At 36.8% G+C, this 24,767-nt stretch carries 27 protein-coding genes; 8 read left to right on the top strand and 19 right to left on the bottom strand.

Translation table 11 applies throughout. The features are described 5' to 3' along the window. Positions 1–220: 220 nt before the first annotated feature. Positions 221–1,372: a cytochrome-c peroxidase gene (locus FN817_RS08735; protein WP_142717600.1), complete on the bottom strand. Its 1,152-nt coding sequence runs from the start codon at positions 1,370–1,372 to the stop codon at positions 221–223. A 127-nt stretch (positions 1,373–1,499) separates the two neighbouring features. Next, positions 1,500–1,943, bottom strand: a complete 444-nt coding sequence (locus FN817_RS08730) for a DUF3291 domain-containing protein (RefSeq protein WP_228451510.1) — start codon at positions 1,941–1,943, stop codon at positions 1,500–1,502. Between the two features lie 93 nt (positions 1,944–2,036). Here FN817_RS08730 and FN817_RS08725 point away from each other — a divergent pair, with 93 nt between their 5' ends. After that, positions 2,037–2,399, top strand: coding sequence for a winged helix-turn-helix transcriptional regulator (locus FN817_RS08725; RefSeq protein WP_142717598.1), 363 nt, complete (start codon positions 2,037–2,039; stop codon positions 2,397–2,399). A 139-nt stretch (positions 2,400–2,538) separates the two neighbouring features. Here the strand turns inward: FN817_RS08725 and FN817_RS08720 are convergent, their stop codons facing one another. The 6 genes from FN817_RS08720 to FN817_RS08700 form a co-directional block, all read right to left on the bottom strand. Then, entirely contained in the window at positions 2,539–2,853 is a 315-nt protein-coding gene (locus FN817_RS08720; RefSeq protein WP_142717597.1) for an erythromycin esterase family protein, read from the bottom strand. Between the two features lie 402 nt (positions 2,854–3,255). Then, on the bottom strand, positions 3,256–3,657 hold the full coding sequence (locus FN817_RS08715) for a hypothetical protein (RefSeq protein ID WP_142717596.1): 402 nt from the start codon (positions 3,655–3,657) through the stop codon (positions 3,256–3,258). Between the two features lie 134 nt (positions 3,658–3,791). Continuing rightward, positions 3,792–4,187 (bottom strand): DUF7674 family protein, encoded by a 396-nt coding sequence (locus tag FN817_RS08710; protein WP_047420913.1) that lies wholly within the window; start codon positions 4,185–4,187, stop codon positions 3,792–3,794. Between the two features lie 50 nt (positions 4,188–4,237). Then, positions 4,238–4,369: a hypothetical protein gene (locus FN817_RS23460; RefSeq protein WP_262712104.1), complete on the bottom strand. Its 132-nt coding sequence runs from the start codon at positions 4,367–4,369 to the stop codon at positions 4,238–4,240. Positions 4,370–4,451: 82 nt separating this feature from the next. After that, positions 4,452–4,808, bottom strand: coding sequence for a DUF7674 family protein (locus FN817_RS08705; protein ID WP_142717595.1), 357 nt, complete (start codon positions 4,806–4,808; stop codon positions 4,452–4,454). 11 nt (positions 4,809–4,819) lie between these two features. Then, a complete protein-coding gene (locus tag FN817_RS08700) occupies positions 4,820–4,984 on the bottom strand; it encodes a hypothetical protein (RefSeq protein WP_228451509.1) in 165 nt (54 codons plus the stop codon). Between the two features lie 357 nt (positions 4,985–5,341). Here FN817_RS08700 and FN817_RS08695 point away from each other — a divergent pair, with 357 nt between their 5' ends. From FN817_RS08695 to FN817_RS08685, 3 genes are all read left to right on the top strand, one after another. Next, the gene (locus FN817_RS08695; RefSeq protein ID WP_047420915.1) at positions 5,342–6,355 is read left to right on the top strand and encodes a nucleoid-associated protein; all 1,014 of its coding nucleotides are present in this window, start codon (positions 5,342–5,344) and stop codon (positions 6,353–6,355) included. 62 nt (positions 6,356–6,417) lie between these two features. Next, positions 6,418–7,380, top strand: coding sequence for a hypothetical protein (locus FN817_RS08690; protein ID WP_142717594.1), 963 nt, complete (start codon positions 6,418–6,420; stop codon positions 7,378–7,380). Positions 7,381–7,437: 57 nt separating this feature from the next. Continuing rightward, on the top strand, positions 7,438–8,211 hold the full coding sequence (locus FN817_RS08685; RefSeq protein ID WP_142717593.1) for a cyclase family protein: 774 nt from the start codon (positions 7,438–7,440) through the stop codon (positions 8,209–8,211). Between the two features lie 89 nt (positions 8,212–8,300). On the opposite strand, the gene FN817_RS08680 is transcribed toward FN817_RS08685, so the two are convergent. From FN817_RS08680 to FN817_RS08655, 6 genes are all read right to left on the bottom strand, one after another. Continuing rightward, positions 8,301–9,053 (bottom strand): succinate dehydrogenase/fumarate reductase iron-sulfur subunit, encoded by a 753-nt coding sequence (locus FN817_RS08680; protein WP_047378678.1) that lies wholly within the window; start codon positions 9,051–9,053, stop codon positions 8,301–8,303. 13 nt (positions 9,054–9,066) lie between these two features. Beyond that, positions 9,067–10,983 (bottom strand): fumarate reductase/succinate dehydrogenase flavoprotein subunit, encoded by a 1,917-nt coding sequence (locus FN817_RS08675; RefSeq protein ID WP_142717592.1) that lies wholly within the window; start codon positions 10,981–10,983, stop codon positions 9,067–9,069. An 11-nt stretch (positions 10,984–10,994) separates the two neighbouring features. Continuing rightward, positions 10,995–11,651 carry a succinate dehydrogenase cytochrome b subunit gene (locus FN817_RS08670; RefSeq protein WP_142717591.1) on the bottom strand — a complete coding sequence of 219 codons (657 nt, stop codon included), beginning with the start codon at positions 11,649–11,651 and terminating at the stop codon, positions 10,995–10,997. Positions 11,652–11,667: 16 nt separating this feature from the next. Continuing rightward, the gene (locus FN817_RS08665) at positions 11,668–13,098 is read right to left on the bottom strand and encodes an anion permease (protein WP_047434356.1); all 1,431 of its coding nucleotides are present in this window, start codon (positions 13,096–13,098) and stop codon (positions 11,668–11,670) included. A gap of 20 nt (positions 13,099–13,118) precedes the next feature. Then, on the bottom strand, positions 13,119–14,285 hold the full coding sequence (locus tag FN817_RS08660) for a porin (protein ID WP_142717590.1): 1,167 nt from the start codon (positions 14,283–14,285) through the stop codon (positions 13,119–13,121). A gap of 221 nt (positions 14,286–14,506) precedes the next feature. Next, positions 14,507–15,556, bottom strand: coding sequence for a linear amide C-N hydrolase (locus FN817_RS08655; protein WP_142717589.1), 1,050 nt, complete (start codon positions 15,554–15,556; stop codon positions 14,507–14,509). A gap of 381 nt (positions 15,557–15,937) precedes the next feature. Here FN817_RS08655 and FN817_RS08650 point away from each other — a divergent pair, with 381 nt between their 5' ends. The 3 genes from FN817_RS08650 (at position 15,938) to FN817_RS08640 (ending at position 19,753) form a co-directional block, all read left to right on the top strand. Beyond that, positions 15,938–18,136 (top strand): ATP-binding protein, encoded by a 2,199-nt coding sequence (locus FN817_RS08650; protein ID WP_142717588.1) that lies wholly within the window; start codon positions 15,938–15,940, stop codon positions 18,134–18,136. A 21-nt stretch (positions 18,137–18,157) separates the two neighbouring features. Continuing rightward, positions 18,158–18,709: a biliverdin-producing heme oxygenase gene (locus FN817_RS08645; protein ID WP_142717587.1), complete on the top strand. Its 552-nt coding sequence runs from the start codon at positions 18,158–18,160 to the stop codon at positions 18,707–18,709. A gap of 117 nt (positions 18,710–18,826) precedes the next feature. Next, the gene (locus tag FN817_RS08640) at positions 18,827–19,753 is read left to right on the top strand and encodes a malate dehydrogenase (RefSeq protein WP_047420928.1); all 927 of its coding nucleotides are present in this window, start codon (positions 18,827–18,829) and stop codon (positions 19,751–19,753) included. A gap of 163 nt (positions 19,754–19,916) precedes the next feature. On the opposite strand, the gene FN817_RS08635 is transcribed toward FN817_RS08640, so the two are convergent. From FN817_RS08635 to FN817_RS23380, 3 genes are all read right to left on the bottom strand, one after another. Then, positions 19,917–20,834 carry an alpha/beta fold hydrolase gene (locus FN817_RS08635; RefSeq protein WP_142717586.1) on the bottom strand — a complete coding sequence of 306 codons (918 nt, stop codon included), beginning with the start codon at positions 20,832–20,834 and terminating at the stop codon, positions 19,917–19,919. 93 nt (positions 20,835–20,927) lie between these two features. Beyond that, complete coding sequence (locus FN817_RS23385) at positions 20,928–21,134, bottom strand: PaaI family thioesterase (protein ID WP_262712102.1); 207 nt, start codon at positions 21,132–21,134, stop codon at positions 20,928–20,930. Continuing rightward, entirely contained in the window at positions 21,095–21,415 is a 321-nt protein-coding gene (locus tag FN817_RS23380; protein WP_228451508.1) for a hypothetical protein, read from the bottom strand. The genes FN817_RS23385 and FN817_RS23380 overlap by 40 nt, the downstream gene beginning before the upstream one ends. 340 nt (positions 21,416–21,755) lie before the next feature. On the opposite strand from FN817_RS23380, the gene FN817_RS08625 reads away from it, so the two are divergent. Then, on the top strand, positions 21,756–22,208 hold the full coding sequence (locus tag FN817_RS08625) for a hypothetical protein (RefSeq protein WP_142717585.1): 453 nt from the start codon (positions 21,756–21,758) through the stop codon (positions 22,206–22,208). A gap of 19 nt (positions 22,209–22,227) precedes the next feature. Here FN817_RS08625 and FN817_RS08620 read toward each other — a convergent pair whose 3' ends face one another. After that, entirely contained in the window at positions 22,228–22,671 is a 444-nt protein-coding gene (locus FN817_RS08620; RefSeq protein ID WP_167498835.1) for a hypothetical protein, read from the bottom strand. 2 nt (positions 22,672–22,673) lie between these two features. After that, the coding region (locus FN817_RS08615) for an RHS repeat-associated core domain-containing protein (RefSeq protein ID WP_142717583.1) at positions 22,674–24,767 on the bottom strand (2,094 nt) is incomplete at its 5' end.

Below are 24,767 nucleotides of genomic sequence, written 5' to 3'. Positions count from 1 at the left end.
TCAATTTTCACAAATCATTAATAATTAAATATTTATTATAGAGTTAAAGAGCATTCCGGGTAAAATTTTCAAACAATCCAAATCGAAAACCCGGATGCTCAACTGATAAAACCGGTATTATTAATTAACAAAAATATCCGATACCGAAAATTTTTCCATCATTGAATTCAGCGATTACTATTTTATGAAATAAAAAACTCTTCCGGCTGGAAGAGTTTCATTATAATGATGATGATTCAGGCAATGCTGGTGGACGCATTTTGTATTTATAACTGTTTAGGGTTTTTAAAAATGCTACAATATCAAAAACTTCGTCATCTGTTAAATTCAGTTTTTCTATCATTCCTGATTTGTGGGGAAACTTTGGATCATTGATCTGATCTCCTTTTGGAATTTCCTTCACCATTCCGGCATTATACATCATGACAACGTTTGCCAACTCAGGGAAAAGTCCGTTATGCATGTAAGGCTTATTCTCAGAAACTTCTCTCAGCGTGGGTGTTTTGAACTTTCCAACATCTTCGTTCTTTTTGGTAACCATATATCTTCCCAGATCTTCATATTTACTTCCATAATAGGTCAGCCCCAGATTATGGAACTTCTGATCAGAAAAATAAGGGGTGTTGTGGCAATTGATACAATTCGCTTTGGTTCGGAATAAATGAAGTCCATTGATTTCAGAATCCGTTAAAGCCTCTTTTTCCCCGGTAACAAATTTGTCAAACTTTGATGGCGGACTTATCAGAGAGCGTTCAAATGTTGCAATGGCTTTTGTAATTTTCTCTTCCGTCACTTCTCCATTCCCGAAAGCTTTTACAAAAAAAGCTTTATAACCTTTAATCTCCTTGATATTCTTTGTCGCCATTGACATATGCAGATTCATTTCTACCGGATTTTCGATAGGGGCTTTCACCTGCTCTTCCAAAGTTGCTGAGCGGCCGTCCCAGAAAAACGTTTTTGCATATCCAATATTTATCAAAGTAGGTGCATTCCTGGTTCCTGTCTGCCTGTTGTGACCAAAAGAAACTCTGCTTCCATCTGACCATCCAATTTCGGGATTATGGCAATTTGCACAGGAAATCTGGTCGCTTTTGGATAATCTCGGATCAAAAAACAACATTTTTCCCAACTCCATTTTGTCTTCGGAATAAGGATTGTCTTCAGGAAAATTCATTTCAGACAAAGGTCCGATATCCTGAAAACCTTCCTTAGCTTCATCAAATAAATGCGGGGCCGGCCATTTGCTCTGGTCTCCGCTGCTGTATAGCGTACGAAGCTCTTCCACGGTATATCCCGCAGGGTCATTTGAAGTATAACTTAGTAAAGATATTATTCCGGCCATTGCCAGAAAAGCAATATATCTGTCTTTCATTTAATGATAAATACTAAACCCTGCAAATATAACTTTATTAACCAGCTCATTGCAAAATGTTTATCAGATAAAGAACATCTAAAATTTTCACTTATTTTTCAAAACTGGAGATCTACAGGCAGTATCATTATGGCTTTTGAAAAACAGATTGAAAATTAAATGCATAGGAAGATGAACCTTTTTCCTGCAAATATTCTAACCGCTTCATTGCCTCGTCAGTAGTTGGATATTCTTTATCTTTAATCCACCACAAAGCATAATAGGCCTTTCCATATTTTTGAAACCATTCTTTTCTTCTTCTTACAAAGTCAACATGAAATGTCTTATAGGTATAATATTCCAACGATTCTATATCTTTCCATACGGATATATTGATAATAATTTGTTCATCATTAAACGGATTAAAGCTTGTAGCATTGTTTTCATCATCTTTTAATCTCCAGATAAATCCATCGCTTTCCTCTGCCAATCGGTTTACTGAATCCAAATGGCTGACAAACTCATTCATTATCGGATCTTCGATGTTGGTTCCTATCATTCGGGCAACATTAATTTGGGCTAGCTGGTACATTTTTTTATTTCTTTTATTCTGATTAATATTGTGTAAAAATAGCTCCTGTACTATTACCTTGAAATAACTATCCATTTAGATACTATTAAAAAAATGAAAAAAGAATGTGTGACTTCCTCTATCAATGTTGACCAAAAATCTTATCCATGTGCAGTAAGTTTTGTCATGGATCTCATTGGCGGGAGGTGGAAAGGCGTTATCCTCTGCCACTTAAAAAATGGAGATAAAAGATTTGGTGAATTAAAAAAAGAGCTTTCTTTTATTACAGAAACAACTTTAAGTATTCAGCTGAGACAATTGGAAAGGGATCAGTTAATAACGCGGACCGTATTTGGAACAAAACCACCGGTGAAAGTGGTCTATAGCCTATCAGATTTAGGTCTGTCATTTATTCCTTTATTGGATCATATCAATGATTGGGGCAAAATTATTTTAGAAAGTAAAAAAATACTTTAAAAGTTAATGTATTAAATCTGAATATCAGTCTAAATAAAATCCCGTAGTAATTAAATTACTGCGGGGTTGATTTATAATTAAATGTTAGTGTTTATTTATATATTTCTAATTTTATCATGAATGTACCATTTGCTGTAATCTATTTATTTGAGTTACCATTTAAAAGCTTTGAATTTGTTGACTTATTGATGAATATCAAATAATCAAAAGACTTCACTACATTGGTTTTTAAGAATTCATTTTTATCTGTGCCAGATCCTGTTTTGCGAAATAAAATATCTTCCAATATCCAATTGCCAAGTTTGTTGTTATCCTTCTTAATGGCTCTCAGATCTAAAATAAAAATTGGAATGTTGAGTGAGTTAAGCTTATATTCTAATGTTTTTGGACCGCCTTTTTCTGAATTATAGGCAAAAATCATAGTAGGTAACACTGTTTCCGACTTTGAATTCATACTCTAATTCATTTTTAGTTTTTACTTTATAAGATGGATATTTACTTTGATCATATTGCAGCTCATAATGAATAATCGTTTTATCAACTGTTTGATACACAATTGTTCCTGTAACCTCTATTTCCGGGTTGCTGATTTTATAAATAATAGTCTGTTCATCATTAGAATCATCAACGATTTTTCCTGAAAACTTTGCATCTTTTGTCTTGAAATAATAATTAACCCGAGCTAATTCGTAGTTGAAAAAATATTCCCAACAAAATCTTTAGACTGATTCAAAGATTGTCCTTTGCAAAAATCATCTTCGGAAATAATGGATTTGAAAACTTTACAGAATCTATTTCCATTTGGATGAAATTATCAAACCTTTTATTAAAAGCCTCTTTATAATTAATGTTCTCTTCAAAGAAAAGTACCATTCTCTTTATTAAAGTCACCTATATAACCTGGCTTAAGACTGTTATCATTCACTAATACTGAATCATTGACGATTTTAATGTTATATGTGATATCAGCTGAATTTCCGGCTGCCAATTGTATAGAATTGTTTTTCAGATTAAGAGTTATTTTCTTCCAGGCTGGTTCCTTATACATGCTCCAGTATTTGCTCAGATAAGATTCATCAGGATTAGATTTGCTTCCCAATGATCCGGTATAAAGAGTGGTTCCTTTTACAACATAGCTTTTGAATTCAAATTGGTACATTTCTCTATCAATTGGCTTCGGATCGTCGATAGTGCTGTCATTATTTCCACACGAAACCAGAGAAAGACATATCATTGCTGCATAAAAAGGGTACTTCATTGTTATTATTTTTGCAAAAATAGGGGTTTTGCACGTTTGGGTGAAATAGAAGAAGGTGTGATTTATCAGTAACAGAAAGAAAAAGCAAAAAGACGAATTCATTGATTTGCCTTTTTGCTCTTTGTTTTTACATGTTATTTTCCAAAATATATCATATCCTGCTTCTGCTGTTCATTATAAATGATCTGGAAGCTTACAGGCATATATTGATAAAGGAGTTTCCAGTGTTGAATTTTTGCGTGTTTCTTGAAACTTTCAAAAGATCTTACAAACAGGTTTTCAATCATGGTTCTTACATAAGAATCCCCGTTTTTATAGATTGAGTCCATCAGTTTAAGATGATGGGCAATAATACTGATTTTAGATTCCTGCAAAAGCTTCTTCAGATAATTCACGGTAGCCTGCATGATTCCAGCGAAATTGTCCTGAACAGACAACTGTGTGATTTCATTGCGAAGTGGCGGATAGAAAAATTTTAAGTATTCAACAGCTATTTTTTGATTAATAGTTTGCATTTGTACTTTCATCATAATTAAGATTTTTCAAACACTTTGTATTGCAGCGAAATGTATACCAAAATTTAAAGGCAGGCCGCAAAAATAAATACAGATACTATCACAGCGATGTGAGTGAGTAATATCTCTGTATTGTGTCTGTTAGTCGTAGTTTTCCAGGTTTTCCAGTCTGAAATTCTTCTTATTTTATTTTTCATAATCTATTGATTGTGAGTTATTTTTAATTTTGTTTAATTTAAACAGTTTGTAATGAAACGGATAAAAAATGTAATAAAACCCTTATATGCCGTGACTGTAAATTTGTCTTGAATATACCTTCTGAAGATTGGTAGAAATGTGACTAAAAATCACTTTTCGGTATTCTTCACTGCAGAAAGCGGTACAACTGTCCAGAGAATAGATGAAAGTAGTCTCAATAGCATTTTTTAATACGGTATCTCCGTCAGTATAAATTTTGTCCATTTTCTGTAAACTTCTGAACAACAGATTTCTGTCATTCTGGCGGATCATATTTTTAATGCGTTCCGTAAAAGTGCGGATGATGCTGTATGAGTTTTGAATTTTAATTTCTTTCACTTCTTTTTCGAAATCGGGAACCACGTCTGTGATTTCCTTTACGGCTTGTAGATAATTCATAATATTATATTTTAATGGTGATTCTGTTCCAGTATTCTGATGATGGCGCCAAAGATGAAAATGGTTAAAAAAGCAAGAAAGAGCAGATGATAGGGCTTCAGCCACTTTGGCGTTTCAGGTCCTCTGCTTTTTAATCTTCTCAGCTTATCGAGTCTGTTTAATGTCTTTAAGTCCATTTTTTTATGTTTTCAAATGATGATGCCAATGACATTCCGTTGAAAATAAATTTCATTTAAAGTATTGATAAACAATGTTTTGCGATTTTAAAGCTTGGTTTTTAAGACAAAAAAGCATGTCAAAATGATAAGGGGTTTATCAATTTGGAAAAATGAAAGACGAAAATTTCTCTTACCAGCACAATTACAATGGAATGGCTGAAATTCCCCTCCTTTGGAGGGGTGGCGAAAATTCAAAGAATTTTTGACGGGGTGGTATAAACCCACTTCAATAAAATCTATCTCATCTTATGACATTTTTTAAGTTTCGCAGAAAGAATAAGAATGAATATCTTTGCAGTCCAAATATTCAGAAAAATGTTTTCAAAAATAATAGTACACAGAGTAGGAAATAAGATCAATGGAGATTCCCTGACACTTTCCCAGGAGGAATTGAAACTGGAAGAAGGAATGGCAGAAATGCTTGAAGATTACTTTTTAGGATCTTTTAAATCAGAAGAAACCTTTCACTTTTACAGTGACACTTATCTGGTGAATAATCCGGTTTACAGTGCGGTATCAGAAATTTTTGATGACAAAGCCAAGTTCATCTGGGAATCTGAAAACATTGCAAAACACCTTTTTGAAGCAGCTGAAAACCCAAGAGTTCAGAGTGGAGAACTTTTTATTGTACTTTTTGAAGATGAAAGTGACCGCCCTGATAAAGTGGATAAAATCGGGATCTTCAAAACTGAGAAGAGAGAATCTTTCCTGAAAATTACACCTTCAGAAGAAACATTTGATATTGAAAAAGATCAGGGAATCGGGCTGTCTAAAATTGATAAAGCTGCTTTGATCTACAACAACAATAAAGAAACCGGATATGTACTTTCTGTAGTTGATAACAACAAAAACGGGGATATGTACTACTGGTTTGAAGATTTCCTTAAAGTGAAACAGCGTGATGATGAATATTTCCACACGCAGGAAGCTTTGATGGTCTATAAAGATTATATCACAAAGCAGCTTCCTCAGGAATTTGAAGTTTCTAAAGCAGATCAGGCGGATTTCCTTAATAAATCAATTAATTTCTTTAAAGAAAAAGAAGAATTTAAACTTGATGAATTTGCAAATGAGGTATTGGGAGACGAACATGTGATTGAAAGTTTCGTAAACTTTAAAACAGATTACGAACAGGATATGCAGGTGAATATTGCTGAAGAATTCCCGATCAGTGAAGCTGCGGTAAAAAAGACTCAGAGACACTTTAAAAGTATTATTAAGCTAGATAAAAATTTCCACATTTACATCCATGGAGACCGACAAAAAATCGAAACGGGTGAAGATGACAAAGGAAAATATTACAGACTTTATTTTGAAAAAGAGGTGTAAAAAAGATTTCTCCCGTTCCATAATAATATCATAACTTTATTGCTGATTACAAAATAGAAGCTATGAAATTTATGATCATTTTCTGGGGGATTTTTCTCTTTTTTTTCTGCGTTCCTTTTCCGATTTTCATTTATATGGTGAGTGAGGAACTTGCAACAGAACCGAGAAATTCATTAGCGGTGAGCTATGGGTATCTCGGTTTTTCTTTGTTAATATGGGGTTATGTGATTATTTTCTTTATCAACAAGCTTTTCATTACAACTTTTAAAGAGAAAAATGCGATCCGGTCCATTGTACAGAACGGAATTCCAAGAGAAGCCAAAATCATTGATTATAAACTCCTCAAATACATTCCTAAGAAAAACATGAACCTCATTCAGGTCGGGCTTTCATTTCCCAATCTCAGCAATACGGTGATAGAACATAAAATGATGTTTCATGATTCTAAACCCCACGAAAAGAGATTTGATGTAGGAAATAAAATCAAAGTACTTCTGAATCCTAAGATTTCACAGGAACCTTACTTTATTTTAAGTGATCAGAAAGTGGGTTTTAATTCCTTTGGAATCATTTTAAGAGTTGCATTCATTGTATTCTTAATTGTGTATGTGACTGGATTATATTATTATTTCTACATGCGGGAATCCTTCGATTTTGGCTGGAGATTCCTGACCTTCATGCACCCGATTATTTTCAGCGGTGTGATGACAATCATCTATGTATTGGTTTTTCAGTTGATTTTCGGCAGGCTTTTAAAAAATACAAAAGAAGAACGCATTCTTTTTTCAGGAAGAAATGCGGAAGCCCATATCATCAGTGTCAGTGAGACGGGGCTCACAGTGAATGATCAGCCTCAGATTATGTTTCAGCTAAGTTTTAAAGATTTCAGAGGAACCGAACATATTACGGTGTACAAGAAAATTGTCAGCCGCCTGAACCTGTCTTCCGTTCCTAAAAAGGGAACCGTACAAATCATGTATGATGAGAATGATCCGAAGAAGGTTATGATTCCCAGAGGGTTTTAAGTTTCCTCTTTGCCTTCTTCTCCTCATTAGCTATCTTTGTCTCGTTAGCTGAATCATATGAAAACAACAATTGTCGATCTTACAAAACCCATCCAATACAATGCAGGTGATCCCTGGTTTATGAGGGTGAAAATCAAACATAAAGCACACAGGAAATCACATTGGTTGATTCGGTTGGCACTAAGGCTTCCAGCGAGGCTTTTTCCTAAAAACTGGACGGGCTGGGCAGATGACACGATCAAAAATATGGGCCTTCATGCTACCACCCATATTGATGCTCCATGGCATTATGGTCCTGTCGTGGAAGGAAAACCGGCTAAAACCATAGATCAGATTCCGTTGGAATGGTGTTATGGAGATGGAATTGTGATTGATTGCACTCATAAAGAAGACTTTGTGGCTATCACAGTAGATGATCTTAAAAAAGATCTGGATAAAAACGGAATTACCATACAGGAAGGAAATATTGTACTGATCAGAACCGATCGTGATAAAATGATGGGAACCTTGGATTTTGTAGAAAAAGGAACGGGGATGAGCAAAGAAGCTACAGAATGGCTGATTGATCAGGGTGTGAAAGTAATGGGAATAGATCAGTGGGGTTGGGATCTTCCTCTGAAATATATGGCTCAGAAAGCCAAGGAACTCAATGATCCGGAATTCTTCTGGGAAGGACACCGTGTAGGCATTGAAAAGGAATATTTACATATTGAGCAACTTACAAACCTCAGTGCATTACCTCCATCCGGATTTAAAATCTATGTATTTCCGTTAAAGATTGTTGGTGGTTCCGCAGCTCCGGCAAGGGTAGTGGCCATGATGAACGAATAGATCATAAATCAAAAAAAAGAAAGAGCAAATCTGCATGGCAGATTTACCCTTTCAAACAGGATCATTTTTAGCGTTCTTCGTTTATTGATCTAAGCTTTTTTCCTGAAAAATAAGGCTCTGCTATACTCAAAATTCATTCTGGCGATATTGAGTACGGAAATTCCTTGCGGGCATTCCACTTCACAGGCTTCTGTATTGGAGCAGTGCCCGAATAATTCGGTATCCATCTGAGCTACCATATCCAGAACTCTTTTGCTTCGTTCTTCTTTACCTTGGGGAAGAAGTGCCATATGGGTGATTTTTGCTGAGGTAAATAATGCTGCACTGCCATTTTTACATGTAGCAACACAGGCTCCGCATCCGATACACGCTGCAGAATCAAAAGCTTCTTCGGCCGTTTGATGAGTCACCGGAATGGCTGTGGCATCAGGAGCCTGGCCTGTGTTTACCGATACAAAACCTCCTGAAGATATAATTCTGTCAAAGGCAGATCGGTCTACTTTTAAATCTTTCTTCACAGGAAAAGCTTCAGCACGGAAAGGTTCTATCAGAATTGTTTCCCCATCTTTAAAAGATCGTAAATGAAGCTGGCAGGTGGTTGTATTTTTCAGAGGACCATGGGCAATACCGTTAATCATCATTCCACATTGTCCGCAGATCCCTTCGCGGCAGTCGTGATCAAATTCTACAGGCTCGTCACCCTCTATGATCAGTTTTTCGTTCAGAGTATCCAGCATTTCTAAGAAAGACATATGAGAATTCAATCCTTTCAGGTCGTAGCCTACCAGTTTTCCTTCACTTTTTCTGTCTTTCTGTCTCCATATCTTAAGATGTAAATCCATAATTTTCTGTTTTTTATTTGTAACTTCTTACCGTTGGCTGAATTTCTTCGAAGGTTAAAGGCTCTTTGATCAGCTCAGGTTCTTCATTTTCACCTGCCCATGCCCATGCTGAGATAAACTGGTATTCAGCATCATTTCTCATCGCTTCTCCGTCCGGAGTCTGGAATTCTTCCCGGAAATGAGCACCACAGGATTCGTTACGGGTTAAAGCATCATAGCACATCAGTTCCCCGATTTCAAAATAATCGGCAACGCGGCCTGCTTTTTCCAGTTCGGTATTCATTTTATCGCCTTGTCCGGAAACCCTTACATCCTTATAGAATTGCTCTTTCAGTTTTTTGATTTCCTGAATGGCATATTTCAGACCTTCTTCGTTTCTGGCCAGTCCGCAATAGTCATACAGGAGTTTTCCTAATGTTTTGTGGAAATAATCAACGGTTTTGGTTCCTTTGATATTGATAAAATCTGTGATCTGTTCTTTAACAGCTTTCTCGGCCTGTTCAAATTCCGGTGTATCCGGAGAAATTTTTCCGGTGTGAATTTCATCCGCCAGATAATTGGCAATGGTGTAAGGGGCAATGAAATAGCCGTCTACGGAAGCTTGTAAAAGAGAGTTAGCTCCCAGTCTGTTCGCTCCATGGTCCGCAAAATTAGCTTCACCTAAAGCAAACAATCCCGGAACGGTAGTCATTAACTCATAATCTACCCAAAGGCCACCCATTGAAAAGTGAGCAGATGGAGAGATCATCATGGGTTCCTTATAGGCATCATATCCCGTAATTTTAAGATACATATCAAATAAGTTCCCATATTTTTCTTTGATCTTATCTTTTCCCTGTTCCTGTATCGCTTTTGAAAAATCAAGATACACCGCATTTTTCAAAGGCCCGATTCCGAAACCTGCATCAATTCTTTCCTTTGCAGCACGGGAAGAAATATCTCTCGGAGCAAGATTCCCGAAGGCCGGATATCTTCTTTCAAGGTAATAATCTCTTTCATTTTCAGGAATGTCATTCGGAGGTCTGTTTTCACCTTCTTTCAATGGTACCCAGATTCGGCCGTCATTACGTAATGATTCAGACATTAAGGTCAGTTTAGACTGGTAATCTCCGGATTGGGGAAGAGAAGTAGGATGCACCTGAATCCAGCTTGGGGAAGCCATTAAAGCTCCTTTTTTATGCGCTCTCCAGATTGCAGAACCATTACATCCCATAGCAAGGGTAGACAGATAATAGATTTTCCCATAACCTCCCGTTGCCAATACTACAGCATGGGCTGCATGTCTTTCAATATCTCCTGTGTCTAAATTCCTTACAATGATCCCTCTGGCTTTTCCGTCAACAGTGACCAGATCAAGCATTTCATGTCTGGAAAACAATTGTACAGAACCTTTTCCAACCTGTCTCATCAATGCCTGATAAGCTCCCAGAAGCAGTTGTTGTCCTGTTTGTCCTCTGCCATAGAAAGTACGGCTTACCTGAACCCCTCCGAAAGATCGGTTATTCAGATATCCTCCATATTCACGTCCAAAAGGAACTCCTTGCGCTACAGCCTGATCAATGAGGTTCAGAGAACATTCTGCCATCCGGTATACATTGGCTTCACGGGCTCTGAAGTCACCTCCTTTCAAGGTATCTACAAACATCCGGTAAACACTGTCACCATCATTTTTATAATTTTTTGCAGCATTTACACCTCCTTGAGCTGCTACAGAGTGTGCTCTTCTCGGACTGTCCTGAAAACAGAATGATTTGACATTGTATCCCATTTCTCCCAAAGAGGCGGCAATAGAACTTCCCGCAAGTCCTGTTCCTACAACAATCACATCCAGTTTCTTACGGTTGGCGGGGTTGACGAGTCTTGCTTTCTTTTTATAATTTCCCCATTTATGTTCCAATGGGCCCTGTGGTATTTTTGAATCTAAAATCATGACCGTTCTGTTTAATGATAAGTAAAGAATACATACACCGGCATCAATGCAAAACCTACACAGATGATGATTGAATAGGCAATTCCAATAGTTTTGAACCATTGTACAAACTTAGGATGATAGAGTCCCAGAGTTCTTACAGCACTGTATATCCCATGGATCAGGTGATAACATAAGGCAATCATCGACAGTACATAAATAATGACATACCACCATTCTTTGAATACCGTTACTACCAAAATGTAGAGGTCTTTATTTCCGTTCTCATCTAAAGGCGGATTTCCGAATTTGTAGATATACCAGAAGTTCTGGAAATGGATCACAAGGAAGATCAGGATTAAGGTTCCGAGGATTCCCATATTTCGGGAAGCCCATGTACTGGCTCTCCCACGTCTGTCCGACTGATAACTGCCACCAGACTTTTTATTTTTTAACGTAATGATTAGTCCGTCTACAGCATGTAGAATGATGCTGGCATACAAAACGTAAGAAACTATTTTGATAATAATATTTCCTGATAAAAAATGCGAATATGCATTAAACTGCAGGTGCGCTTGTTCTGGTGGTAGAAAAAGCTGAAGGTTTCCAAGGAAATGAATCAACAGGAAGAATCCCAGAAAGAGTCCTGTAAGGCACATCAGCATTTTTCTTGACAATGTTGATAACATATTTTTGATTTAAAAATTAATAATATCCTAAGACTTTCATCCACAATCCTCCTACAACCATATAGATGATCAATAGAACGATTCCTATTTCAAGACCTCTGAGCCACCATGCTTTCAGGTCTACATATCCGCTTCCGAAGAAAACCGGAGCAGGGCCATGTCCGTAGTGGGTAAGTACCCCATAAATAGAACCCATGAAACCTAGCATCATTGCCAGCAGCATAGGAGGAATTCCTAAAGAAACCCCTACACCCAGTAATGCTGCATACATAGCGGCTACGTGAGCAGTAGCACTGGCGAAAATATAGTGACTGAAGAAATAGACTACAATAATTACCGGAAAGGCTACCTGCCAGCTCAGACCTCCGATCTGAACTTTAATAAGGTTACTGAACCAGCCAATGAAGCCTAATTCATTTAAAGAGCTAGCCATCATCACCAGTACAGCGAACCAAACGATGGTGTCCCAAGCTCCTTTTTCGCCTTTTACATCTTCCCAGGTCAATACTGAGGTCAATAACAATAAAGTTAATCCAATGAAAGCCGTTGTCGTAGCATCAATAGAAAGGGCACCACCAAATATCCAAAGGGCTAACAAAATGAAAAATGCCAATAACATCAGCCATTCGTTTCTGGAGATAGGTCCCATTTCTTTTAATTTTTCAGCGGCCATTTTCGGAGCATCTCCTGTTTTTTTCAATTCAGGCGGATATAATTTGTACAATACCAAAGGAACAACAAAGAATGCTACTGCACCAGGAATGAAACCCGCTGCTGCCCATGACATCCAGGTAATATCAATACCAAGGTTGGCTGCAAATTTCTGACACATCGGGTTACTGGCAGTTCCGGTAAGGAACATAGAAGATGCGATGAGGTTCATATAATAGCTGTTCAAAGTTAAGAATGAACCTAATTTTCTATGAGTTTCCGGTTTTTCAGGAACGGAATCAAAGCTTATCGCCATAGATTTCATGATAGGGTAGATAATCCCACCACCTCTTGCTGTATTACTTGGAATAGCAGGTGCAAGACAAACATCGGCAAGGCCTAATCCGTAAGCCAAACCCAAAGAGCTTTTACCAAAAACTCTGATGAATAGAAAGGCAATACGGTTTCCAAGTCCTGTTTTGATAAATCCTCTGGCAATAAAGAATGAGATCCCGATCAGCCAGATTACTTTGTCTCCAAACCCGGAAAGCGCTTTGGTAATAGATTTTCCTGCATCTCCCGGAGCCACAACCTGTGTAAGGGCTGTAAAACCAATGGCCATCATACACATTGTACCCATTGGAGCAGCTTTAAGGATGATTCCTAAAATAGTTGCCGCAAAGATGGCGAACAGATGCCAGGCATTTTCAGCAACACCCTCCGGAGCTGGAATGAACCATATGATCAACGCAACAACAAATGTAATCGCTACGTTTCTGATATTTATTTCTTTCATGATACTAACTATTTAATCGTTTAGAATCTACTCTGTACCTGGACAATGAATAGATTGTTATTGTATTGTGATGTGTTTTCCACCTGATATTTGTAGCGGTCGAACTGAACTCCCAGCTGAATTCTTGCCCCATAATTTTTCAGGAATTCCAGTCCGAACATTGGAGTAATCGTTTGTCGTGGATTGGATGCCATTCTGAAATTCGTGTCAAGGTATTCGTACCGGCATGATAGCTCAAAGGCACTCAGGTTTTTGTGATTGATTTCATATCTTAAATTCGGAAGGAAATAAGCGCCACGGATCAGATATTGGTCAGGATTCTCAGGTCGTAGTTCAGGGGCAATGGAGTTGTACAGAACATGGTTGGTTGCCTGTTTAGCTTCCAGCTGCATATCAAGACTCCACTTTGGATCAAATTGAATCAGTGAGCTCAGATCTATTCCCAAAGCATATACTTTTTTGCTGAATACTTCTCCGATACCACCATTCAAACCTACATTGAAATTGTATTTTTTGGATAACCCGAAAACAAGGCGGGTAGAATACTGTTTTCCATTGTCATTATCATTGATCTGGTTTTTCCCATTTCCGTTGACTACCGAAACAGCATATTGGAAGGGGATTTCTCCTAATTGAAGCTGTCCTGTGGCAGACATCCCGATCTGGAAACTCGTCCAGCCCAGTTTTCCGAATTCCGTATACTGATTAGACCAGTCTAAAGATTTAATAATGTCAATAGGGTAAGTTTCTTCAATACCGAACCAAGGTCTGAACTGTCCTACTGTAATTGCTAATTTCGGATTAAAAGTGTACTTCAGATAAGCATTTTCAAGAACTCTGCTTTTAGGATCATTTTTAAAATCGGCAAGATTGGCTAAGACCACCACTTCTGTACGTTTGCTGATCTGTGCACGAACCTGAACCCTCATGTATTTGAGCATGAAATTATTATCCGTTCCCGAACCATCCGTGTGATGAAGTCCGTTGACATCTACATCTTTACTCATCCCTACGAGATAACGTGCCTGAAAAAGGCCTTTGATCTGCAGCTGCGGATATTTTACATTGTCTTCTTCCTGTGGAGGAGAGGTGGTCTTCAGAGAATCCTGATTTTGTGCATACGCTGATAACCCGCAGGCCAGCATGCACAGGATCAGGCTTTTCTTTTTAATTGAAAAAAAGGCCATATCTATTTTTGTTTTTTTGTTGTAAACTTTACTTTACCACAAGTATCTTTTATGCGCTTGAATGAAAGAAAAGTGTTTTTAACCACTCCGTCAAATCTCTAATTTGACATCCCTCCAGGGAGGGGAATGGTCAAATATTCAATCATAGTTCGTTGATACTTAGTTTTTTTACTGTAGAGATCAGATTTTTTACTTAAGCATAAGTGGTTTGTGGTAAATATTTATTTTAGTCCTAAGAATGTGAACGGTGCAGATTCTTTAAAATTGGCATTGGATTTACCGTTGTAAGTATTATTATTACTGAGATCCAGCTTCATCACTTTTCCCTTAGAGCTTAGGTCGAAATCTTTAAGATCTACCCAAAAAGTATTCGGTGTGAAAACCGTTTCAAAATAATACACAAGGTTTTTCTGATCAGAAACAGAACGCCATCTTGTGGATGAAATATTAGGTTCCGTTGCTGAAGTGATTCCGTAAGGTACTGAACAGTTTCTGATGACACTGAAAACACTCGCTACAGCAGTACGGGTATCGGCAGTCTGCGGAATTGCATTGATATAATACGAAGCTCTTACGAAGCGGTCTGCAGCACGGTTGGTTCCCGGAAGCATTACTGTTCCAGGGATACCTTTCCAGTAGTTGTTAAGGGCTAGTTGTTCTTCAAAAACAGGAGAGTTGGTCATTACGGTGTAAGAAGGATCATGGTGGATCACCAGTTTCCCGTTGATGTATTCAAAAACAGCGCTGTCTCCTGAAGCATCGGAAAGGGAAAGATGAACTGTCGTAAATCTTTCTGTCCCCGGAATATAATCACTCACAATCACGAAAGGTTCTTTTTGTGAATACTCTACCGCTTCTTTTACGGTGGCGAAATTGTCGAGATAATATTGTGCCCATAATGAAATGGCAATTCCCTTTTTACTTCCTTTTCCATCGAACTTCGGGTACTGGGATTCTCCTAACCAAAGCAGATTGGCAACCAGTCCTTTTTCATTCATTCCGTCTGATGATGCAATATCCCATGACGTACTGACAAGGCTTCCGTATTTGGCAGTCCATTTTACAGATTTGGAGCCTACCTGTCCGTTGCGGTCTATCCCTTTTGGTAAAACCCATAGATTAGCGGGAATTTCGTCACGCCAGTCCATAGAACGGGCTGTAATAACAGTATTCTGAGGACCTTTATAAACCACTCTTGTACATGCTTCCGATGGATTCCATAATCCTATAGAGAGGACCAGAGAAAATAAAATTAATGGGAACTTTTTCATAATAGTATTATTTGAATTTAAATTTTATATTGAATTTATTGTGAATAATTCAATGAATTTTTGTCATATTCATTATTTGGTGATATAAATTTAGATAAATTTGTTTAAATAAAATAATTATTTAGGTTAATAATGAGTAATTCATGTTATGAATCATAGTTAAAGCATAATAATTGGATTATTGCATGCTTTTTTGTATATTTTAGAGATATGATAGTAAAAATGGGTGAAAATGGAGAATGTTTTAATACGTTTTTCGACCTTTTCTTTGGCTGATTTTTCCCATGATTGCCTGATAGACTGAAGTTTAAAATTAGGTACCACAAAATGGAAAGTCTGTTCCAAAAAATGCTATATTTGATAGTTAGACTGAAAAGATATATGAATTTTATAGAATGCCATGAAGAACCTATCCATATTCCGGGTTCTATACAAAGTTTTGGTTATTTGATTGGCATTGATGCAGCGTCCCATACCATTACTTTTTTTAGCAGGAATATTTCAGATATATTTGATATCGGGAGTTCTCAGGAACTATTCGGAAGAAAGCTTACTGACTTTCCGGAAAGTTTTCAAAGCATTATTGATTCAGAAATCTATACCTCACTGGATAAGTTTACCAGAAGGAAGAATGAAACTTATTTTGATAAAATTTTTATTGGTGATACAGAGTATCATTTTTCTGTTTTCAGAAGTGAGCTTTACATCTTTATGGAGTTTGAAAAAGTTCTGATTAATCCTAATAAACGGATTTCGAATAAGTACGATAACTTTTATATCATCGATAATGAAAAGGAACTTTGGAATCATCTTCTGGAAACCCTGTCGAAAGTGGTAAACTATGGCCGGATGATGGTCTATAAATTCATGATGGATGGTTCAGGAAAAGTAATTGCCGAGAAGAAAAATGAGAATATGGAAAGTTTTCTGGGACTTCATTATCCGGAATCTGATATTCCCAAACAGGCACGTGATCTTTATCTGAAAAAAAGAAAAAGAATCTTCAGCAATGTATATGCGGATACGGTTCCTATTTTAAGCAAAAGTCCTGAAAATATAGACCTCACCTTCTCTGCTTCCAGAGGAATGTCGCCTGTTCATGGGCAGTATCTTAAAAATTCAGGGGTGGCTTCCAGCTTCAGTGTTTCGATTATTATTGACGATCATCTTTGGGGATTGGTAACCTGCCAGAATGTAGAACCTAAGCATATTGATCTTGAAGACAGGGTACAGGCTGGAATTTTTACAGCTTTAGCTGCTAATGCTTATTCATCTTTTAAATCTAAGAGCGAACTGAACTACCGTTTGGAGCTGAATGAGAAAGTATCTCAGCTTAAAACAGAGTTTCTAAAACATAATAACCTGTTCGACTCTCTTATTGAGTGTAAGACGGAGATCAGAAACTTACCGGAGGCTGACGGGCTTGCTATTGTTTCAGATGAGAACATCATAACAGACGGTAAAACTCCCAATCCGGAAAGTATCAGAAGAATTGTACAATGGGCGCAGGAGAATACGAATGAGAGAATCTACGTGAGCCGCAACTTTCTTAAAGAATACGGTGATAAACTGGATCTGTCTGAAGATGCAGCAGGAATCGTTATTTATTTTATTGAAAGGGATAAAAACGAAATGCTGATCTGGTTCAGAAAAGAGTTTGACGAACACATCAACTGGGCCGGAAATCCTGAGAAAAAGATAGAAGTATTTTCTCAAAACGGAGAGGAAAAGCAGATGATATCGCCGAGAACTTCCTTCCGTATTTTTACAGAAAATATCAAAGGGAATTCTAAAAGATGGAATTCCAGAAATGTAAGTGCCGTACAGGCTGTAAGGGATTTGATTTTAGAAACCTCTCACAAAAATTATAACGCCATCAAAAGGCTTAATGATGAGCTGAAAAAAGTAAATGATGAACTGGACAGTTTTTCATACACTATTTCGCACGACCTTGGAACACCTCTTACGGTAATGAAACTGAATGCTCAAATGCTTTTGGGAAATCTTACCGATGATTCTGTAAAAAGCAAAACCAAGATCAATACGATTATTGAGGAAATAGATAATATGGCTGAAATGATGCATGATGTACTGCAGCTCAGCCGTGCGAAACATAGTGAAATACAGCTTGAAAACCTGAAAACGGCTCACACTATTGAAAAAATATCTCAAAATGCCAAGATGACCTACGGCAGTCCGAACAGTGAAATTATCATTAAAGAATGTCCGGATGTACTGGCAGATAAAACAATGCTTCACCAGGTTTTCCTGAATATTATCAATAATGCTGTGAAATATTCTTCTCACAAAGATCTTCCGAAAGTGGAAATTGAAGGAACAGAAGATGACCAGACTATTATTTATAGGATTTCAGACAATGGTATTGGTATTCCTGAAGAGGAAAAACATAAGATGTTTAAAATCTTCAACAGAATGGATAATGCCAAGAAATTTAAAGGAAACGGAGTAGGGCTGTCTATTGTACACCGCATTATGAAAAGGATAGGAGGAAATGTGGATTATGAAAGCAGCAGTGAGGGAACCTCCTTTATCTTAACGTTTAAAAAGCCTTATATTTGAGAAACTTTTAAAACGTTATTTATGGTATCAGAATATCTTAAACAGAATACGGCAGAGTATCACGATGCAGCAGAGAAACTTTTTAATTCTGAAAAGATTTTTAATAAAACTTTCACTTTGGAGGATTATAAAAAAATCATTCATACCAATTATCTGATGCTTCTTCACAGTGAAGACAAAATATTCAGCAGCCTTTCTGATAAATATGCAGAAAAACTTCAGCTTGAAGCAAGAAAAAAACTTTCCCTTATTGAAAAGGACCTGAAAAGCCTTTCCCTGGAAAATAAATCCGCTTCCCACAATCTTGAATTTAACAATGAACATGAAGCACTTGGAGCAATGTATGTGATTGAAGGCTCTACCCTTGGAGGAAATGTTATCGCGAAACAGCTTTCTAAAACGGAAGGTTTTGATGAGGTTACTTTCAACTTTTTCGGATGTTATCAGGAAAATACAGGCCCTATGTGGAAAAATTTCAAGGAGGTTCTGGATACGGAAGTCGCTGAAGAAAACTACCATGAAGTGCTTTCTGGTGCGAAAAAGCTGTACACCTTTTTACTGAACGTCAACTAATTTATTTTAATTCTAATTAAATTCCTGAAAAATTGCGCATTTTTTCAGGAATTGTTAAATTTGGGGAGTTTCAAATTTAAACTTAACTAACAAAAAATAATTTTAAAAAGTAACAATATGAAAGTAACTGTAGTAGGTGCAGGCGCTGTAGGAGCAAGCTGTGCAGAATACATCGCAATGAAGAACTTCTGTTCAGAAGTGGTTTTGGTAGACATTAAAGAAGGGTTTGCTGAAGGGAAAGCAATGGATTTGATGCAGACAGCATCTCTTAACGGATTTGATACAAAAATTACGGGTACAACAGGAGATTACAGCAAAACTGCAGGTTCTCATGTAGCAGTAATCACTTCGGGGATTCCAAGAAAACCTGGAATGACAAGAGAAGAACTGATCGGTATCAACGCAGGTATCGTGAAAGACGTTACTGAAAACTTAGTAAAACACTCTCCGGAAGTAATCATTATTGTGGTTTCTAACCCAATGGATACTATGGCTTACCTTGTACACAAAACTTCAGGTCTTCCTAAGCACAAAATCATCGGAATGGGTGGTGCATTAGATTCTGCAAGATTCAAATACAGATTGGCTGAAGCGTTAGAAGCTCCAATTTCTGACGTTGACGGAATGGTAATCGCTGCTCACAGTGATACAGGTATGCTTCCATTATTAAGCAAAGCGACAAGAAATGGTGTTCCTGTAACTGAATTCTTAAGTGAAGATCAACAAAAATATGTAATCGAAGAAACTAAAGTAGGAGGAGCTACTCTTACAAAATTATTAGGAACTTCAGCCTGGTACGCTCCAGGTGCAGCAGTTTCTGTAATGGTTCAGGCAATTGCATGCGACCAGAAGAAAATGATCCCTTGTTCATTAATGCTTGAAGGGGAGTACGGACAAAACGATATCTGCTTAGGAGTTCCTGCTATTATCGGAGCAAACGGAGTAGAATCAATTGTAAACGTAACACTGACTGCTGAAGAGCAATTGAAATTCGCTGAAGCTGCTAATGCTGTAAGAGAGGTGAATGGAGATTTGAAATTTTAATGATTGCCAGCTTTTAAAGCAGGAATTAAAATAGATAAAAAACAGGCCGTTTCAATTTGAAACAGCCTGTTTTGTTTTAATGAATATTTGAATGTTGGGAAAGTTTCGGCGCGGCCAAAGGCCGCGCCGAAACTTTTAATTATACAAAATTGCCAATACAATATCACTTCGTTGCTTTCACAAAATTATTAACAGCATTCACAAATTCTTTATTTTTTTCGTAATACAAAAGGTGTCCTCCATCAATGGAAACTACTTTCTGATTGGGAAACTGAAAGGTTTTATAATGCTGAGTTCCGACTGCTTTATCCTTTTTTCCAGTGATAATCAATACAGGAACATGAATATCTTTTGTGATGGGAGCATAATCGGTATAATATTCAGGGAAATCTTTGGGTTTTGAGATCACTGCCATTCCAAAGTCGATGATACGGGGATGGAGAGAATCTACTTTATCCATTTGTTTTATGGTTTCGATATCTTCGGTAAGGAATTTATACCCGATTCTTTTTTTCCTTAATGCACTGCTTATTTTTGAAAGTTCTGAAGAAAGGCTGTCTTTAGGAATAGCTCTGTTTTGTGTCTGTAAAAGACTGTTTCCATATTCAATCTGTTCTTTGATTGACTCATCATTCAGGAAATGAAGGGTAACGTTGGCAAGAATGAGCCCTTTGGTATGCTGAGGATATTTTTTTGCATAATTTACCGCAATAATTCCACCAAAGGAATGAGCCAGTAAAAATACCTTTTTCAATTTGAGATGCTGTCTCAACTCTTCAATATCCTGAATCATTTTATCAATATGATAATTTTCCGATGTACCTGATTCTCCTGAACCCCGCTGATCCATATAAACTATCTGCATATTTTTTTCCAGACTGTTTCCACCCATCAGTTCAAAGGATAGATATCCCTGACCTGGCCCTCCGGGAATATAAATACAGGCTTCTCCTTTTCCGGAGATTTTATATTTGATCTTTACATGATCTGAGGTTTCATAAAAGCCTTCAGAATGATGATTCTGAGCAGAAACGAAAGTCAGAGAAACGAAAAAAAAGAGTAGGAGAGCAATTGTTTTCATAGTATTATAACAATTATAAGGGGCTGTTTATTACTAACATACTAGATTATTTTACTTTTGCTTTGTCTCCTCTTAAGGTCATAACAGTGCTGGTCACAGCCGCGAAAAGTTTCCTTCAGTGTTGGTTATTTCGCAGTGATAAACGGTGATGGTTTTACCGGATTGTATTGGTCTTGTATGAGCCATAAGCTTATCTCTCCACGTTGGACGGAAAAAATTAATCTTAAGTTCTATACTGGTAAAGCTTTCTCCTTCATTAATCAGGGTAGAGTGGGCTGTTCCGATGGCCGCATCTGCCAATTCACAAAGCAGTCCTCCATGGATGGTTCCCTGCTGATTTCCATGTATTGCATATCTGTATTGATGGAGACTTTAGCTTCTCCGGAGGAGATATCAGTTATTTGAAATCCAAGGGTTTTTGAAATAGCTGTAGGATAGATCTGATAGGTTGTAAATTCGTCTATACTTTCACTGTTGACTACTTTGGTAAGGTAATCCAGAATGGAATTGTTGTCATGGATACAGGATATTTTTACAGATAAATATACAGATCTTCGGATGAGAAAATCGGGGGCTAACAAAAGGTATTTATTTTTTCTATTGAACTAAAAGTTTCTACAAAAACAGTGGTTTTTTATTCACTGTTTCGTCCAAAAATTGCCCTTGTATTTTCTAAGTGATTTTTATATTGGTAAAAATAACGGTTTTCTTTGTAACAGATACTTGTTACTTTTTTGATGGGCGAGTATCTCCATTTTGAGAACTCGTGGTAGTACCATAGGTAAGCCGGAATTACAAATATATACGCTTAAAACAGAAAAAATGTGTAAATTGAGTCCCACTTTATAATTGTTTCCTTTATCTGTTCTTTCCTTTGGGAAGAAGAAAAGTTAGACTTACTATCATTAAAAAATTTATATTATGAAAAAAATTATTGTACTCTTTTCTCTGTGTAGTATTTCTATTATTTTCGCACAGGTTGGTCCGCCGCCGCCATCAATGCCTACCAAAGAAAACGAAATTCTCATTAATGAGCTTATTAAAGTAACTGAGTTTGAAAATTATTTCTACAGCTATTGTAAAAATAAAGTAGAGCAAACTGCTAAAGAAAATAATTGGGACGATAAGAAAAAGCAAGAGATTATTAAAAGTATAAATTTTGAGAGATTTAAGACAAATACTATTTACAATAATTTTGCTCGCAATACTAAAGAAGATTTGGAAGAGACTATAACTCTTTTAAAAAAATTAAATCAAAAAAGAAATTTATCTTCTACAAAATTAGTTGTCTCGAATCTTATGATGCAAAGTAATTTAGAAGGATATGTAAAGTCTCTTTTAAGAGGAGATTATATAGAAAAAGCTACTCAATGAGTAGCTTTTTCTATATAAATTAAAAATAATTTTCCCAAAAGAATCCAGGATAAGGAACTGAATCCAATTTTCTTTTTGTATAACTATTTTTGACTATTTCTTTTAATGCCTTTTCATTATCATTAGGATTTACTGGTACAGAAATATATAATCTATTATTATATATATTACTCTTTAAATATATAACTAAAAAACTTTTACCCACATATTTATTAAATTCATCTGAAGATAGATTTCCTGCGCTACATACGGATTTGTATTTTTTTCCATTAACATTAAAAGTATATACAAAATCGTGTCCGGATCTCCCAAATGCATTTATATTCTTTACAATACCTATTGCATAACTTCCTTCATTTTTATACAAATTTTTAAAATTATTAATAAAATAATTATTAGCTGTATATAATCCAATAAAAAGAATAAGAAATATTAGCAAAGTATATTTTCTAAAAAAATTCATCGTTATTTCCTTTTTTGTTGATTCTGAATATTACCAGCATTTATTTCTGAGACTTTATATGCTGTGACGCCAATAAGAAAACTATTAGCATCAACTACTTTCGCGTCTAATCCTGTTGCCCCAGTTTTTGTTATACCATTTAATTTTCCAAATCCTGTTGATAATAAATTAATCGCTGTGGTAGAAGCAGCTTCCTTCACCGACATACTTCCGTCAAAAGCTGTTCTAAAATAAGTAGGATCATTAGTTATAAATTTTTTAACTGAAAACTCGTTCGTTCCTCCAAGAATTTCTCCAATGCCATTTCCCGCAATCATATCACCTGCAACTCCAAACAGATTAACATCCTGACTAGATGTCACCTGTTGTCCTACACTCAATAATCCTTTACCCCAAATAGATGTTCCTCCAGACATAATGTGACCTGGAACATATAATATGGAAGCTAATGCTTTTCCTAACTTATCTGCCTCTTGTGAACTTACATAAGGAGCTTGATCTTTTGAAATGAAAGCTTCTCCATCTACTGTATAATTCCCTCCTTCGCCTAAAACAACTTCTCTATCAACACCGGTATCAATTCCATTACTTGACATTGGTGTTGTATATTTACTATTATCATCCCCACGCCCATTAGCATAACCTATATAGCCAGCATCTGAAGCTTGTTGAGCAGATGTTATATCACTTCTATATTCCCAACCACTCTGACCTGTTCTTTGTACCCAATCTTGTTCTGATCTGCCATCCGGATCGATAAACCTGATTGGATTGTTTAAAGTATAACTGTATGGACTAAATCTTGTTGATTTTTCCGCCAGTGGATCTACCACACCCCATCTTCCCATATCCGGCATATAGAATCTTGCACCATAATCATACATCCCGGTCTCTTGCAACTCCTTTCCATTGTACTTGTAATTATAAGGAACTCCTCCAAAAGGAGCTGGGACAATAGGACTCTCCTGATGTTTTAATCCAAAAGGATAATAGTTGTTGGCATCAATGATCTCTACTCCACCACTGCCATTACTTCTGTAACTCACTCTTATATTTCCTAAATGATCTGTGTAATTGTAAATATACTTATTTTCAGTAAAATCATAATATCCTTCGGAAGTAGGTACAAATTTCAATATAGGAATGGTATAAAGGGAGGCTGAAGTATCATAGGCGTGCCTGTTATCATATTGGAAACCGTCCAGATAATTGGTTTCTATGGATCCGTTCATACTGTATGTTTTAGATACTTTGGTTCCATCTGCCCTGTAGGTGTAGCTGGTGTTGGAAATACCTATTAACCCTTCGTTAACTGAAATATAATTGGGAAGATTCAGGTAATTGTAAATGATCTTCATTTTTCTGTCAGGATGATCCGTCATATTCCCGTTAGAATTATACACCATGGTTCCCTGCAAAGCATTATATCCTGAACTGTTGTTGATAACTCCCGGAGGAAGGGTAATTTTATCCAGTACATTACTTTTGTCTCCATTCTGATAGTTATAGATCAGATCATCAATCTTCTCTGCGGTTGTTCCTCCGGCAGCAGGCCATGAAAATCTCTTTAAGGTTTTTATATTCCCGTTGAGATCATAGCTCAGCTCTTCGTTAAAATAATCATTCTGGGCGAGTGAAGAATTGGGCTGGGAATAAGCTCCTTTCAACATCCTGTTTAAAGCATCATACTGGTAATTGTATCTTTTCAACCCCTCGGCACTGGAAATATTCCAATCAATCTCGGCGATATTCCCATTAAATCTTCCGGATGAAGTATTGGTATACACAGGATTGTTATACTTCATTTCATACCCGAATAATTTCCCGTTCAGACTTGCAGGATCATTAACTTTCGTCATCCAGCCACGGATATTGTATTGGTAAACAATGGCCTGTAATGGAGAGGCTGCAGCTATTCCCCCTACTTTCTTAGATTCAAGCTGGGAAAGTTCATTGTATTTATTTTGAGACAGGTATTCAACAGGGTTACTGCCCACCTGATGGGTATGGGTCAGAAGCCTGTTCTGGGAATCATAGGTGAATTTTTCTACAATAAGCTTTTCAGGGTCTGAGCCAAGCCTTTTGTGGTAGGTATT

It is taken from the genome of Chryseobacterium rhizoplanae (assembly GCF_900182655.1).
In the GTDB taxonomy this organism is placed as follows: domain Bacteria; phylum Bacteroidota; class Bacteroidia; order Flavobacteriales; family Weeksellaceae; genus Chryseobacterium; species Chryseobacterium rhizoplanae.
This window is presented reverse-complemented; position numbering and strand designations above follow the sequence as displayed.